This is a genomic window from Leucobacter celer subsp. astrifaciens (genome assembly GCF_001273835.1).
Lineage (GTDB): Bacteria > Actinomycetota > Actinomycetes > Actinomycetales > Microbacteriaceae > Leucobacter > Leucobacter celer.
Window position 1 is genome coordinate 174131 of the sequence record NZ_JHEI01000150.1, and the last position, 13552, is coordinate 187682.

Here is a 13552-nt window from a genome sequence, read left to right on the forward strand (position 1 = left end):
TGGAGGTACGCAGTTCTTCCAGAGAGGTGAGAACGATGAACGAGAAGACGGTGGACGCCTGCGATCTCACCGCAGCGCCGCCCGCCCCCTCGGGGAGCGAAGCGATACCCGGCAGCGTCGACGCCCGGCCCGAGGTCGCGGGGGAGACCGAGAGCCGACTGGCCTTCACTCCCGCAGCGCTCGAGCTGATCGAGCGGCTGTGGGCGCTGCACGGGCCCCTCATGTTCCACCAGTCCGGGGGCTGCTGCGACGGCAGTTCGCCCATGTGCTATCAGGAGGGCGAGTTCCGAACGGGCGGCCAGGACGTGCTGCTCGGCACCCTCGAACTGCCTCCGCTCCCGGGCACCGCGGTGGGCAGCACCGCGGCGGGCGGCACCGCGGCGAATCGCGAGATCGGTTTCTGGATGTCCCGGGAGCAGTTCGACGTGTGGTCGCACACGCACCTCACGGTCGACTCGGTGCCGGGACGCGGCTCCGGCTTCTCGCTGGAGGCCCCGGAGGGCATGCGCTTCCTGATCCGATCTCGGCTGCTCTGAGGCCGGAGGCCCGGTCTCCGCGTAGGCTGAGGAGCATGATCGAACAGCGCGCGCATGACGGATTCGCACTGCCTGCCATCGGGCTCGGCACCTACAAGCTGAACGGCATCGCGGGGGCTGCGGCCGTGCGATCGGCGGTCGAGAACGGCTACCGGCTGCTCGACTCCGCCTTCAGATACGAGAACGAGGGCGCCGTCGGCCGAGGCGTGCGGGATTCGGGGACGGAGCGATCCTCGCTCATCTTCACGAGCAAGCTGCCGGGCCGGCACCACGACTACGACGCGGCGCTGCGCACGATCGAGGAGAGCGTGTTCCGATCGGGCCTCGACGCGATCGACCTCTACCTGGTCCACTGGCCGAACCCCATCACCGGCCGCTACGTCGAGGCCTGGCGCGCGCTCGTGGAGGCGCGCGAGCGCGGGCTCGTGCGGCACATCGGGGTCTCCAACTTCCTGCCGGAGCACCTCGAGCGCATCGAGGCGGAGACCGGCGTGCGGCCCGTCGTCAACCAGATCGAGCTGCACCCCTTCTTCCCGCAGGTCGACGCGGTCGAATACCATCGCGAACGCGGGATCATCACCGAGGCCTGGAGCCCGGTGGGCCGCGGTAACGGCAGCGCAGAGCAGCCGGTGGTCGGCGAGATCGCGGCGGCGCACGGGATCACCCCCGTGCAGGCGGTCCTCGCGTGGCATGTCGCGCGCGGCGTCGTGCCGCTGCCGAAGTCGGCGGATCCCGGTCGCCAGCGTGAGAATCTCGCCGCTGCCGAGGTGACGCTGTCGCCCGAGGAGATCGAGGCGATCACGGCGCTCGGCCGACCGGACGGCCGGCTGAAGGACCAGGATCCCGCGCGCTACGAGGAATTCTGATCCCGCAGCCGCCGCACCGCTCAGCTTGCGGATGAGACAATAGGGAACGATATGGATCCCAACAAGCTCAACCATGACGCGCAGCCTGCCGAGGGCAAGCTGGTCCGCACCCGCCCGCGAAGCGGGGATTCGGCGCGTCCGCAGGTGCGCCCCAAAGCGGAGGGGTGGACTCAGATCACGAGCCCCGACGGGCGGCCGACCCTGCAGTTCGCCTCGCCCCGCGTGAAGCAGCCCGCCACCCACCTCGCCGATATGACGCTCGCGGAGCGCGAGGCGAAGGTCGTGGAGATGGGGCTCCCCAAGTTCCGGGCGAAGCAGATCTCGAAGCACTACTTCGAGCACCGCACGACCGATCCCGAACAGATGACGGACCTGCCGAAGGACCGCCGCGAGGAGCTGGCGCAGGCCTTCTTCCCGCCGCTCCTCTCCGAGGTGAAGCGCCTTGTCACCGACGACGGCGCGACGATCAAGTTCCTCTGGCGCCTCTTCGACGGCGCGCTCGTCGAGTCCGTCCTCATGCGCTATCCCGGGCGCATCACGCTCTGCGTCTCCAGCCAGTGCGGCTGCGGCATGAACTGCCCGTTCTGCGCCACCGGCCAGGCCGGCCTCACCCGCAACATGTCGACCGCCGAGATCCTCGACCAGATCGTGCAGGCCAACCGGGTGATCGCCGAGGGCGGCCTCGGACGCAAGCGCGAAGCGGGCAACGGCGCGGAGCCCGAGCGCGTGAACAACATCGTGTTCATGGGCATGGGTGAGCCGCTCGCCAACTACAAGCGCGTGATGAACGCGGTGCACCGCATGATCGCACCGTCGCCCGAGGGACTCGGCATGTCGGCCCGCGGTATCACCGTCTCGACGGTGGGCCTCGCACCCGCGATCCGCAAGCTCGCCGACGAGAAGATCCCCATCACCTTCGCGCTCTCGCTGCACGCGCCGGACGACCAGCTGCGCGACGACCTGATCCCGGTCAACAGCCGCTGGAAGGTCGAGGAGGTGCTCGACGCCGCCTACCACTACTACGAGACGACGGGCCGGCGCGTGTCCATCGAGTACGCGCTCATCAAGGACATGAACGATCACGCCTGGCGCGCCGACCTGCTGGCGGAGAAGCTCAACGCGCGTGGCCGCGGCTGGGTGCACGTGAACCCGATCCCGCTCAACCCGACGCCCGGTTCGATCTGGACCTCGTCGACGCGAGAGGTGACCCGCGAGTTCGTCGACCGGCTGAACGCGGCGGGCGTCCCGACGACGCTGCGCGATACCCGCGGCAAGGAGATCGACGGCGCCTGCGGGCAGCTCGTCGCCACCGAGCAGGATAAGGCGGAAGCAGCGGCGTTCGCCGCGTCCTGAAGGCCTGCAGCGCTCTCCCGGGCGCCCTCTCGTGAAATCGAGACCCTGCGGCTGCACTATGCGCCGAATACCGCAGCGGGAGGGACTCAAGTTTCCCGGGCGTGCGAGGCGGCATCGCGGGGAGCCCTGGTCGCCGGTCATCGGCCTTCCCAGCCGCGGTCGCGGAGGGCTCCCATGAGGCGGCGTCTCAGTTCGGGCTGCTCACGGTACAGCAGCAACGATGTCGCGCGGACGGTCTCCCAGCCGTGCCGCTCGTAGGAGTGGTACTTCTCGATGTCGCGATTCCACTGCGGGCTCTCCGTGCGGTGGTGATCGCCCTCGTACTCCGCCGCGAGCCGATAGCGGGGCCAGGCGAACTCGCTGCACCCGAGCAGCACCCCGTTCGCGGCCCGCACGTCGTAGTCGAGCTCGGGTGCGGACAGTCCCCACTCCTGGATCCGCAGCCGCAGGTGCGATTCGGGTGGCGAGGCGCTGTGCGTCGAGAGGAGCGGCAGCAGCGCTCCGAGCAGACGGGAATGCCGGCGATAGCGCAGCGCCGAGGCAGCCGCGAGATCCTCCGCGGTGGCGAGCTGAGGGTGCTTGAACCGGGTGGTGCCGGGGATCCGGTGATCGCGGATGATGGCGTCGCCGAGGGCGACCGCATCGTCTCGTCGCAGCAGGGGAGCGACCACGGCCCACGTCGTTGCGGGATCGGTGACCGGCAAGCCACCGCGCTCGACGACGGTCGCCAGGTGCGGGGAGAGGGTGAGCGCGCGCTGCCCGTGTCTGCGGCTGATCCGCCGCGGTGTGCAGCAGCCGATCGTGAGCCGGTCGTCGGGCTTGCGCGGTACCTGAGAGCCGCGGCCCGGATCGTGGCCGGTGTCGACACGAGCATCGGCGCGGCGAATCGTGTGCGGCACCGGCAGCTCCCAGATCGCCGCCGCCGTGAATCCCGCGTAGAACTGACCGTGCGCAAGGCTCGGCGTGAGGGTGCGCGCTTGCGCGATCTGCAGGTCGCGCCAGACCCGATCGGGGTGCGGGCCCTCCGTGCTCGGAGGAGTCTCGGGGCGGCGCCGGTAGAGCCCGGGGCCGAGCCGGACGACATCGGGCTGCCGGAGGCGCCGGGCGGACACTCCCGCGCGCCGCGCCTCCGCCGCACTGAACACCGGGCCGAGCGATGCGGGGAGGGGCGCTGGCGGTCGGGGCATGCTCGAATCCTTGCAAGATCCGGCACCCCGGAACGCCCGGGCGCGAAATCTGTGCATAACGGCTCAGGCAGTCGTCCTGATGCTCCGTTGTGGACGAAACTCGCAGCCATCGCGCCATCGCTCTCGGCGAATTCGAGGCCTCTGCGCTGCACTATCATCGCGATAGTGCAGCGCAGAGGCCTCGAATTCGAGAGCGGGGCGGGCGGGGCAGGGTGGGGTCGGGCGGAGCGGGGCCGACGGAGCAGAGCCGGGCAGGGCAGGCGGGCAGGCGGGCGCCCGCTCAGCGACCGAGCGCGCGAGCCAGCAGTTCGACGTCGTCGGCGGTGTTCCAGAGGTGGAACGAGATCCTCGCATTGCCGGCGCGGCCCGAGGCCACGATCCCGTGGGCCGTCAGCGCCGCGAGTTCACGGCCGTCGGGATCCGCCCAGGTGACGATCGCCGAGTCGCCCGCGGGCAGCCCCAGCACCTCGCGGGCGGCGTTCGCCAGACCCAGGTCGTGCGCGTGGACGGCGTGCGGATCGAGCGCCGCGACACCGCGCAGCGCGGCCTCGGTGCCTCCGATCGCGGGCCAGGCGGGGGAGACGTCGAAGCGTCCGGCTCCCTCGGCGAGCGGGGTGTGCCCCGCATAGCACGACGCCCAGACGTCGTCGGCCGAGCACCAGCCGGCCGCGATCGGCACCAGTTCGTCGTCGAGTTCCTCGCGCACGGTGAGGAACGCGGCGCCGCGGGGTGCGCACAGCCACTTGTAGGCGTGGCAGACGGTGAAATCGAATGACGCCGCGCCCACGGGGAGCCAGCCCAGCGACTGGGTGAGATCGACGAGCGTGCGCGCGCCGCCGCGCGCGGCCGCGGCGGCGATCGCCTCGGCGTCGGCGATCTCGCCGCTCGCCGACTGCACGAGCGAGAACGCCACGAGCGCCGTGTCGGGCGACACCTCTTCGGCGAGCCGGTGGACCGGGGCGTAGCGCACCCGGACCCCGCGGCGGGCGAGCTGCTCCAGCGGGTGCGCGAGCGAGGCGAAGTCGCCCGCCGCGCAGAGCACCTCGGCGCCGTCCGGGACCGACGTCGCCACGACCGAGACGAGCTGCGAGACCTGGGAACCGAGCGCCACGCGATCGGTGGCGACCCCGGCGATTCCGGCGAAGAGGTCCCGGCAACGCCGCGCCTGCACTCCGAGCGCGCGGGCGTCGAGGCGTCCGCTCGCCCAGCCGTCGACGAACGCGTGCACGGCGTCGGTGGTCGCGGCCGTCGGCAGCCCGGCGGTGCACGCCGAGAGGTATCCGCGTCCCGCGGCGAAGCCGAGCTCGGCGATGGGGAGCGCCGGAGCGGCGGTCGGGGTCGAGGAAACGGAGGCGCTCATGCGGACAGGCTAGGAGACCGGCGGACATAATGAAACAGAATCATTCTTATGTTTTGCTTCAGTTAGCGTTATGCATCGGTTACCATCGTCTGCATGACCACGCTTCGCAACGCCGACCCACTGGGCTCGATCGACTCGACCGAGCTGCGCATCCTCCACGCGCTCGCGACCACCGGCTCGCTCACCGCCGCCGCGGGGAGCCTCGGGCTGAGCCAGCCCGCAGTGAGCCAGCGCATCAAGCGCGTGGAGACCCGTCTCGCGGTGCCGCTCATCGAGCGCAGCGGACGCGGGATCCGTCTGACGCCGGCGGGCCGGATCCTCGCCGATCACGGCCGCACCGTGGTCGCCGAGATCGACGCCGCGATCGCCGCCATCGACGACCTGCGCGGGGAGCGCGCCGGGACGCTGCGCATGGTCGGCTTCCCGAGTGCGAGCGCAACGGTCGTGCCCGCGCTGATGCGGGAGCTGGTCGATGAGGCCCCCGACGTGTCCCTGCAGTACCGCGAGGCCGAGCCGCCCGCCGCCACCGCGATGCTGCGCGACGGCGAGGTCGACTGCGCGCTCATCTTCGACTACGAGGGAGCGGCCGAGCTGCCCGCCGGGAGCGCGTTCCTGCCGCTCTGGCGCGAGGAGGTCCAGTTGGTGGTCTCGCACGCGCGGGAGACCGATGGAGACACCGCCCGTCTGGAGGACTACGCCGATGAGCACTGGATCGCCGGGTGCGAGAAGTGCCGCGGGCACCTGCTGAGCGCGGCGGGCGAGGCCGGCTTCGAACCGGACATCATCCAGGAGACCGACAACGTGCCGGCGATGCTCGCGATGGCGGCGGCGGGCGGAGCCGTGGCGCTCGTACCCGGCCTCGCGCTCGCCGCGGCGCGCACGCTTCCCGAGGACGCGCGCGCACTGCAGCTGGATCCGCCCCGCTACCGCACGATCGGGATCGTCTCGATGGTCACGGCGAACGAGAGCCCGCAGGTGCGCCTGGCGAAGCGGTTGCTCGCCGGCGTCGACGGCGCGCGCTGGGGGTTGGAGCCCGTCGCTTGAGCACGGTGTCCGAGCGCCTGGCCGAGGGCCGCACGCAGCGGCGGATCGTCACGATCCTCGCCCTCGCGACGGTGCTCGGCGGGCTCGGCGTCGGGGCCTCGCTGTCGGCGGGCGCGCTGCTCATCGTCGAGGTCACCGGCAACGACGCGCTCTCGGGCCTCGGCTCGACGATGAACGCGGTCGGAGCCGCCCTCGCGGGCATGCCGCTCGCGCGTCTCGCGGCTCGCCGGGGCCGCCGCATCGCGCTCGCATCGGGCAACGCCATCGCGGTGCTCGGGGCGATCGCGATCATCGCGGCCGCGGCCCTCGGCCTGCCGCCCCTGCTCTTCGCCGGCCTCGCGGTGCTCGGCGTCGCGAGTGCCGTTCAGCTGCAGTCGCGGTTCGCCGCGGCCGACCTCGCGGTGCCCGAGAACCGGGCTCGCGACCTCTCGCTCGTCGTCTGGTCGATCACCATCGGCGCCGTCATCGGTCCCAACCTCATCAGCCCGGGCGAGGTCGTCGGCGAGGCCCTCGGCCTCCCGGGTCTCGCGGGCATCTTCGTCTTCACGATCGGGGCCCAGCTCGCCGCGGGAATCGTGGTCTGGGCCGGCTTGCGCCCCGATCCGCTGCTCGAGGCGCGCAGGCTCGCCGGCGCCGTCGCCGGCGAGGAGCCGTCGTTCGGCCGCGGTGCGACGACGTCCCGGGAACAGAGCGGACGAGGCGCGCAGTTCCTCGTGATCGGCCTCATCGCGCTGGCGCACGCGACCATGGTGGGGATCATGGCGATGACTCCGCTGCACATCACGCATCACGGCGGCAGCTTCACGCTGGTGGGGCTCACCATCAGCCTGCACATCGCCGGCATGTATGCGCTCTCGCCCGTGTTCGGCATGCTGGCGGGCCGGATCGGCACGCTGCCGGTGGTGGTGCTCGGGTTCGGCACGCTCGGTCTGGCGGCGCTCGGCGCGGGCCTCGGAGGCGAATCGATGGCGGCGGTCCAGATCGCCCTGGTGCTGCTCGGCATCGGATGGAGCATGGTGACGGTCGCGGGATCGGCCCTGCTGACCGAGGTCACCCCGTTCGAGGTGCGGCCGAGGCGCCAGGGGCAGTCCGATACCGTCATGAACGCGGCCGGGGCGGTGTTCGGCGCGGCCTCGGGGGCGATCTTCGCCGCCGGCGGATTCCCGGTGCTCGCCGGGGTCGCCGGGGCGCTCGTCGTTCTCGGGATCTCCGCCACCGCGCTGCTGCGAGGGCGACGCGACTCAGTAGACTAGACGCTGATGTCAGATATCGTCTCCTCCCAGTCTTCCGCCGCCTCCGGCAGCCAGCCTTCCGCCGCCTCCGGCAGCCAGTTCTCCGCCGCCACGGGCAGCGACGTGCGCGTCCGCTTCTGCCCGTCGCCCACCGGCACGCCGCACGTCGGCATGGTGCGCACGGCCCTCTTCAACTGGGCGTACGCCCGGCACACGGGTGGCACCTTCGTGTTCCGCATCGAGGACACCGATGCGGCGCGCGACAGCGAGGAGAGCTACGCGCAGATCCTCGATTCGCTGCGCTGGCTCGGTCTCGACTGGGACGAGGGCATCGACGCAGGCGGCCCCCACGGCCCCTACCGGCAGTCGCAGCGCGGTGAGATCTACCGGGACATCGCCGCCCGCCTGCTGGAAGCCGGCCACCTCTACGAGAGCTACTCGACCGCCGAGGAGATCGACGCCCGCAACGAGGCCGCCGGACGCCCCAAGCAGCTCGGCTACGACAACCACGACCGCGACCTCACCGAGGAGCAGCGTGCTGCGTTCCGCGCCGAGGGCCGCCAGCCGGCGCTGCGCTTCCGGGTGCCCGACACCGACCTCTCGTTCACCGACCTCGTGCGCGGCGACATCTCGTTCCCCGCGGGGTCCACGATCGACTTCGTGGTCGTGCGCCCCAACGGCGCCCCCCTCTACACGCTCACCAATCCGGTCGACGACGCGCTCATGGGCATCACCCACGTGCTGCGCGGCGAGGATCTGCTCTCCTCGACCCCCCGCCAGATCGCGCTGCACCGCGCGCTCGTCGAGCTCGGCATCGAGCAGGCGATCCCGCGCTTCGGCCACCTGCCGTACGTGATGGGCGAGGGCAACAAGAAGCTCTCGAAGCGCGATCCCGAGTCGAATCTGCTCAACCACCGGGCACGCGGGTTCATCCCCGAGGGGCTGCTCAACTACCTGTCGCTGCTCGGCTGGTCGCTCGCATCGGATCGCGACATCTTCACGAGCGCTGAGATGGTCGCGGCGTTCGACGTGGCCGACGTCAACCCCAACCCGGCGCGCTTCGACCAGAAGAAGGCCGACGCGATCAACGCCGACCACATCCGCCTGCTCGCCGAGGACGACTTCGGGCAGCGGATCCTGCCCTACCTCATCGCGGGCGGTGCGCTGCCGGTCGAGCCCTCCGAGGCGCAGCTCGCGACCGTGCGGGCGGCCGTGCCGCTCGTGCAGAGCCGCATCACCGTGCTCTCCGAGGCGGTGGGCATGCTCGGCTTCCTGTTCACGACCGCCGACGCGCTCGCCTATGAGGACGACGCGCTGAAGTCGCTCAAGGGCGACGCACCGCAGGTGCTCGAGGCCGGCATCGCCGCGCTCGAAGCCGTGTCCGAGGCCTCGTGGCGCACGGAGCCCATCCAGGCGGCGCTGCAGGCCGCGCTCATCGACGGACTGGGCCTCAAGCCGCGGCTCGCCTTCGGTCCGCTGCGCGTCGCGGCGTCCGGCCGCCGGGTGTCGCCCCCGCTCTTCGAATCGTTCGAACTGCTGGGCCGCGAGGAGTCGCTCGCGCGCCTGCGCCGCCTCCAGGCCCGTCTGGCGGAGGGCGCGGAGCCGCAGGCATGACCGCCGAGGATCGCGACGCTCCGATCGGCGTCGCCGTGATCGGCGGCGGCCCGGCAGGGCTGTCGGCCGGGCTGCAGCTCGTGCGAGCGAATCGGCGCATCGCGATCCTCGACAGCAACCGCCCCAGGCACTCCGCGACGCTGCAGTCCCACGGCTTCCTGACCCGCGACGGGGCGTCCCCGCTCGAACTGCGCCGCCTCGGCCGCGAGGAGTTCGAGTCGTACCCCACATCGATCTACGCGCAGGCCGTCACGCAGGAGGTGGTCCCGCTCGGCCGGGACGAGGCGATCTCGGCGGGATTCCCCGACGGCATCGGGTTCCGGGTGCGCGGCACGGGGATCCGGGGCTCCTCCGACGTCGAGTTCATCGCCCGGCGGGTGCTCATCGCGGCCGGGCTGACCGAGGAACTGCCGCCGCTGCCCATGATCCGCGCCTACTACGGTACGGCGCTGCACAGCTGCGTGGAGTGCGACGGCTTCGAGAAGACCGACAAGCCGCTCGCGCTCATCGGCGAGACCACCGATGTCTTCGCGCGGGCGCTGCTGATCAGCCGTTTCAGCTCCGACCTGATCGTGTTCACCAACGACGCCGACACCGTGCATCCCGCGCAGGAGCAGCAGCTCGCATCGATCGGCATCCGCGTCGAGCGGCGTCCGATCGACGACATCGTGGGCGAGCGCGCCGAGATGACGGGCGTGCGGCTCACCGACGGCGAGGTGATCCCGCGCGTCGGCGGTTTCGTGCGTCCGCGATGGCACGCGCCCGTCGAGTTCCTGGGCGAGCTCGACATCGAGCGCGACGACTGGGGCCTCGTGGTCGTGAACGACCGTGGCGAGACCTCGATCCGCGGCGTCTACGCGGTGGGCGACATCGTGCCGCCCGGCCCCCAGCAGCTCATCATCGCGGCGGGCAGCGGTGCCAGGGTCGCGGCCAGGCTCAACATGGATCTGATCCGCGGCGCCCTGGGCGTCGGGCAGACCGACCCCTGACCCGGTCGGGTCCGACCGGATCCGATCTCCCCGAACGGAATCCCGAAGGAGACCGCAGTGAATGAGAGAAGCACCATGACCGAGGACCGAGAGACCGGGTACGGCCCGGACGCCGAAGGGTCTGGGCAGCCGGGCGTCGACCCGGCAGCCGGTACCGGCCAGCCCCAACCCGTCGCGATCCGCGCATCGCAGGCGGGCGCCCGCTACGCGACCATCATGGCCGTGTTCGTCGGGATCCTGCTCATCTCCAACGTGGTCGCGGTCAAGCCGATCGCGTTCGGCGCGATTCCGCTCGGCGACTTCGCGCTTCCCCTCGTCTTCGACGGCGGCGTCTTCCTCTTCCCGCTCGCCTACATCCTTGGCGACGTGCTCGCCGAGGTCTACGGTCTGAAGGCCGCGCGGCGCGCGATCTTCACGGCCTTCGGCATGGCGCTGCTCGCCTCGCTCACGATCCTCGTGGTGCAGATCTCGCCTCCGGCCGACGGCTGGGAGAACCAGGAGGCCTTCGCCGCGGTCATGGGCTTCGTGCCGCGCATCGTCGCCGCGAGCCTCATCGCTTTCCTCGCGGGCCAGCTGCTGAACGCGTGGGTGCTGGATCGCATGCGCCGCCGCACTTCCGGGCGCTTCCTGCGCACGCGTCTCATCGCCTCCACCGTCGCCGGTCAGCTGATCGACACCCTGCTGTTCTGCACGATCGCGTTCGCCGGCATCATCACCGGCCTCGACTTCGTGATGTACGTGGTGCTCGGCTACCTGGTCAAGGTGCTCGCCGAGGTCGTGCTGCTGCCCGTGACGACGCGGGTGATCCGCGCCGTCCGCACTGCGGAGCAGCGCGCCATCGGCGCCTGACCCCGCGCCCGAGCCGGGGCCCGCGCCCGAGCGGACGCGGGCTCTGCCGAGGACATGGGATCTGCGGAAGATATGGCGGATATGCACCCGAACCGCATATCTTCGGCAGATCCCATGTGAACCGCGGCGATCGAGCGGATCAGCGCTTGCCGAGGCGGCCGAGCGTCTCCTCGCGCAACTCGACGAAGGTGTCGTCGATGATCGACTGCCGGATCCGATCGACCAGCCGCACGATGAAGCGCTCGTTGTGGATCGTCGCCAGCGTCGAGGCCAGCATCTCCTTCGCCTTGAAGAGGTGATGCAGGTAGGCCGCGGTGTGGTTCTCGCAGGTGTAGCAGTCGCACTCGGGATCCAGGGGTTCGAAGCGCCGCCGCTGGGTGGCGGCCTTCGCGTTGATCCGCCCTGAGCTCGAGTACATCGTGCCGCCGCGGGCCTGCCGTGACGGGGCGACGCAGTCGAAGGTATCCGCGCCGGCCGCGATCGCGACGAAGAGGTCTTCGGGCTCCGAGATGCCGAGCAGGTGGCGCGGTTTGTCCTCGGGCAGCTCGTCGTTCACCCAGCCCACGATCGTGCCGAGCTCGGTCTTCTCGAGTGCGCCGCCGATGCCGAAGCCGTCGAATCGCTGTTCGCCGGCCTCTGCACCGGTCATCTCGGCCAGGCCGCGGGCGGCCTTGCGTCGGAGATCCTCGTACTGCGCTCCCTGCACCACGCCGAAGAGCGCCTGGTAGGGGCGGTGCGCGCGCTCGGCGGTCTGGCGGGCGTGCTCGTCGAGGCAGCGCACGGCCCAGCGCGCGGTGCGGTCGACGGAGTCCTCCTGGTAGCCGCGGGTGTTGAACAGGGTGGTGCACTCGTCGAAGGCGAAGATGATGTCGGCGCCCAGCTCGTGCTGGATGCGCATGGAGACCTCTGGGGTGAAGCGGTGCCGGTCGCCGTTGATGAAGGACTTGAAGGTGACGCCGTCCTCGTCGACCTGCGCGAGGCGCTCCTTGTTCTCGGCGATGACCTCATCGCTGCGGTGGGCGTTCTCGTCCATCGAGATCACCTTCTTGAACCCGACTCCCAGCGACATGACCTGGAAGCCGCCGGAGTCGGTGAAGGTGGGGCCGTCCCAGTTCATGAATCTGCCGAGCCCGCCGGCCTCGTCGACGAGGTCGCTTCCCGGTTGCAGGAAGAGGTGGTAGGCGTTGGCCAGCACGGCCTGCCCGCCGAGCTCGCTCACGGTGGCGGGCAGCATCGCCTTGACCGTCGCCTTCGTGCCGACCGGGATGAAGGCGGGGGTCTGGATGTCGCCGTGCGGGGTGCGGATCGTGCCCGCACGTCCCAGGGGCTTGTCGCCGGTGCCGCGGGTTCCGCCCTGCTCGAGACGATGATCGACGGCGAAGCCGAAGTCCGCGGGGGAGGGCAGGGGACTCGCTGGTGCGGGGCTCTCTTTCACCCGTCCATCTAAGCATTCCCCGGGTGTGCGTCCGGCTGGAGCGGCCGTGGCCTCCTCCGCCCGGAGCGGACAAGCGTCAAGAATGCTTGACTTTCGAAAGCTGGTCAATCAAAATTGACGCATGGACGCCGACAAGCTGCGGGAACTCGCGGATGCGAGCGAGAACGAGAACGCGCTCATCGCGCTCGACGCGGTGATGCGGATGCGCGGCGAGTTCGAGCGGCAGGAAGCCGTGCTGGTGCGGCGCGCGCGCAACGCGGGGGAGAGCTGGGCTGCGATCGCATCGGTGCTCGGCGTCTCCAAGCAGGCGGTGCATCAGAAGTACGGTCGGGGCGCGCGGCTCACGCGCAAGAAGTAGACGAGGTGTCGGCATGAAGACGGCGTTGGCGACTGCAGGCGGACCGGGGCCGGAGGAGTATCGCGAGTGGCTCGCCCGGGGCTTCACTCTGGTGCAGGCGCGGGAGTGGCTGACCGACGGCGTGGAGTTGGAGGAGGCCGAGCGCTGGCGTGCGCGGGGTGTGGGGGCCGCCTCGGCGGCGCTTCCGCTTCGGGTGCGGGGGATCACGCCCGCGAGCTATGAACCGCGGCACCGTCGCGTGCGCCGAAGGGACCGGCGCCGAAGGGGCGTGCCGGCGTGATCTTGCTCCCGGGAGGGCGCGGTACTCGGACGGCGCGCCCGGGATTCGCCGTTTTCGAAGCGGCAACCCCGATTTCGGGCCGTTTTCTGAGGGCTCGAGCGCGGTGGGGAGGCGGGGCGCGAATCGGTGATTTGGCGGAATCATGCGGAGACACGCCCGGGATCTGGGCGGTAATTGCGGGGCACCCCTGATCCGCGTAATGTATTCCCTTGTCAGCGCGACAGAGCGGGAAGCGAAAGCGGCCCGGATCGGTTGCGAATCGGATCTCACGAAGATCACCCCGGTAGGGACTTGATAAGTCCTGTCCGAGTGTGTAAAGTGGGACTCTCGATCTCACCACTGAGATACCTCCTCAAAGAGGGTAAGTTTCTCATGCTCACTCGCTCAGAGTGCAGCGGATTTGCGAAGAGCAAGTCAGGGTGGTAAGTTAGACAGGTTGCTGTTCGGAG

General features: G+C 70.6%; 13 protein-coding genes. 10 read left to right on the top strand and 3 right to left on the bottom strand.

What is annotated here, in order from left to right:
* Positions 1-35 precede the first annotated feature (35 nt).
* Genes AMS65_RS17445 through rlmN form a run of 3 tightly spaced genes read left to right on the top strand, consistent with a single transcriptional unit; the run spans position 36 to position 2755 of the window.
* Entirely contained in the window at positions 36-536 is a 501-nt protein-coding gene (locus AMS65_RS17445) for a DUF779 domain-containing protein (RefSeq protein ID WP_083451814.1), read from the top strand.
* Between the two features lie 35 nt (positions 537-571).
* The gene (locus AMS65_RS17450) at positions 572-1402 is read left to right on the top strand and encodes an aldo/keto reductase (RefSeq protein ID WP_053385426.1); all 831 of its coding nucleotides are present in this window, start codon (positions 572-574) and stop codon (positions 1400-1402) included.
* Positions 1403-1453: 51 nt separating this feature from the next.
* Positions 1454-2755, top strand: a complete 1302-nt coding sequence (rlmN, locus tag AMS65_RS17455; RefSeq protein WP_053385427.1) for a 23S rRNA (adenine(2503)-C(2))-methyltransferase RlmN — start codon at positions 1454-1456, stop codon at positions 2753-2755.
* Positions 2756-2892: 137 nt separating this feature from the next.
* Here the strand turns inward: rlmN and AMS65_RS17460 are convergent, their stop codons facing one another.
* Both AMS65_RS17460 and AMS65_RS17465 read right to left on the bottom strand, forming a co-directional pair.
* Entirely contained in the window at positions 2893-3942 is a 1050-nt protein-coding gene (locus tag AMS65_RS17460; RefSeq protein WP_053385428.1) for a hypothetical protein, read from the bottom strand.
* Between the two features lie 280 nt (positions 3943-4222).
* Complete coding sequence (locus tag AMS65_RS17465; protein ID WP_083451815.1) at positions 4223-5302, bottom strand: aminotransferase class V-fold PLP-dependent enzyme; 1080 nt, start codon at positions 5300-5302, stop codon at positions 4223-4225.
* A 93-nt stretch (positions 5303-5395) separates the two neighbouring features.
* On the opposite strand from AMS65_RS17465, the gene AMS65_RS17470 reads away from it, so the two are divergent.
* The 5 genes from AMS65_RS17470 to AMS65_RS17490 are packed head-to-tail and all read left to right on the top strand — an operon-like array spanning position 5396 to position 11030.
* A complete protein-coding gene (locus AMS65_RS17470) occupies positions 5396-6346 on the top strand; it encodes a LysR family transcriptional regulator (protein WP_053385429.1) in 951 nt (316 codons plus the stop codon).
* A gap of 5 nt (positions 6347-6351) precedes the next feature.
* The gene (locus AMS65_RS17475; RefSeq protein ID WP_241489504.1) at positions 6352-7599 is read left to right on the top strand and encodes an MFS transporter; all 1248 of its coding nucleotides are present in this window, start codon (positions 6352-6354) and stop codon (positions 7597-7599) included.
* Positions 7600-7605: 6 nt separating this feature from the next.
* Complete coding sequence (gltX, locus tag AMS65_RS17480) at positions 7606-9192, top strand: glutamate--tRNA ligase (protein ID WP_083451816.1); 1587 nt, start codon at positions 7606-7608, stop codon at positions 9190-9192.
* Positions 9189-10181, top strand: coding sequence for an NAD(P)/FAD-dependent oxidoreductase (locus AMS65_RS17485; protein ID WP_053385431.1), 993 nt, complete (start codon positions 9189-9191; stop codon positions 10179-10181). Before gltX ends, AMS65_RS17485 begins: the two co-directional genes overlap by 4 nt.
* A gap of 57 nt (positions 10182-10238) precedes the next feature.
* Positions 10239-11030 (top strand): queuosine precursor transporter, encoded by a 792-nt coding sequence (locus tag AMS65_RS17490; RefSeq protein ID WP_241489502.1) that lies wholly within the window; start codon positions 10239-10241, stop codon positions 11028-11030.
* 139 nt (positions 11031-11169) lie between these two features.
* On the opposite strand, the gene tgt is transcribed toward AMS65_RS17490, so the two are convergent.
* A complete protein-coding gene (gene tgt / locus AMS65_RS17495) occupies positions 11170-12465 on the bottom strand; it encodes a tRNA guanosine(34) transglycosylase Tgt (protein ID WP_053385432.1) in 1296 nt (431 codons plus the stop codon).
* Between the two features lie 121 nt (positions 12466-12586).
* On the opposite strand from tgt, the gene AMS65_RS17500 reads away from it, so the two are divergent.
* Positions 12587-12823 carry a hypothetical protein gene (locus AMS65_RS17500; protein WP_053385433.1) on the top strand — a complete coding sequence of 79 codons (237 nt, stop codon included), beginning with the start codon at positions 12587-12589 and terminating at the stop codon, positions 12821-12823.
* A gap of 13 nt (positions 12824-12836) precedes the next feature.
* Positions 12837-13103 (top strand): hypothetical protein, encoded by a 267-nt coding sequence (locus tag AMS65_RS17505; RefSeq protein ID WP_053385434.1) that lies wholly within the window; start codon positions 12837-12839, stop codon positions 13101-13103.
* Positions 13104-13552: the final 449 nt, after the last annotated feature.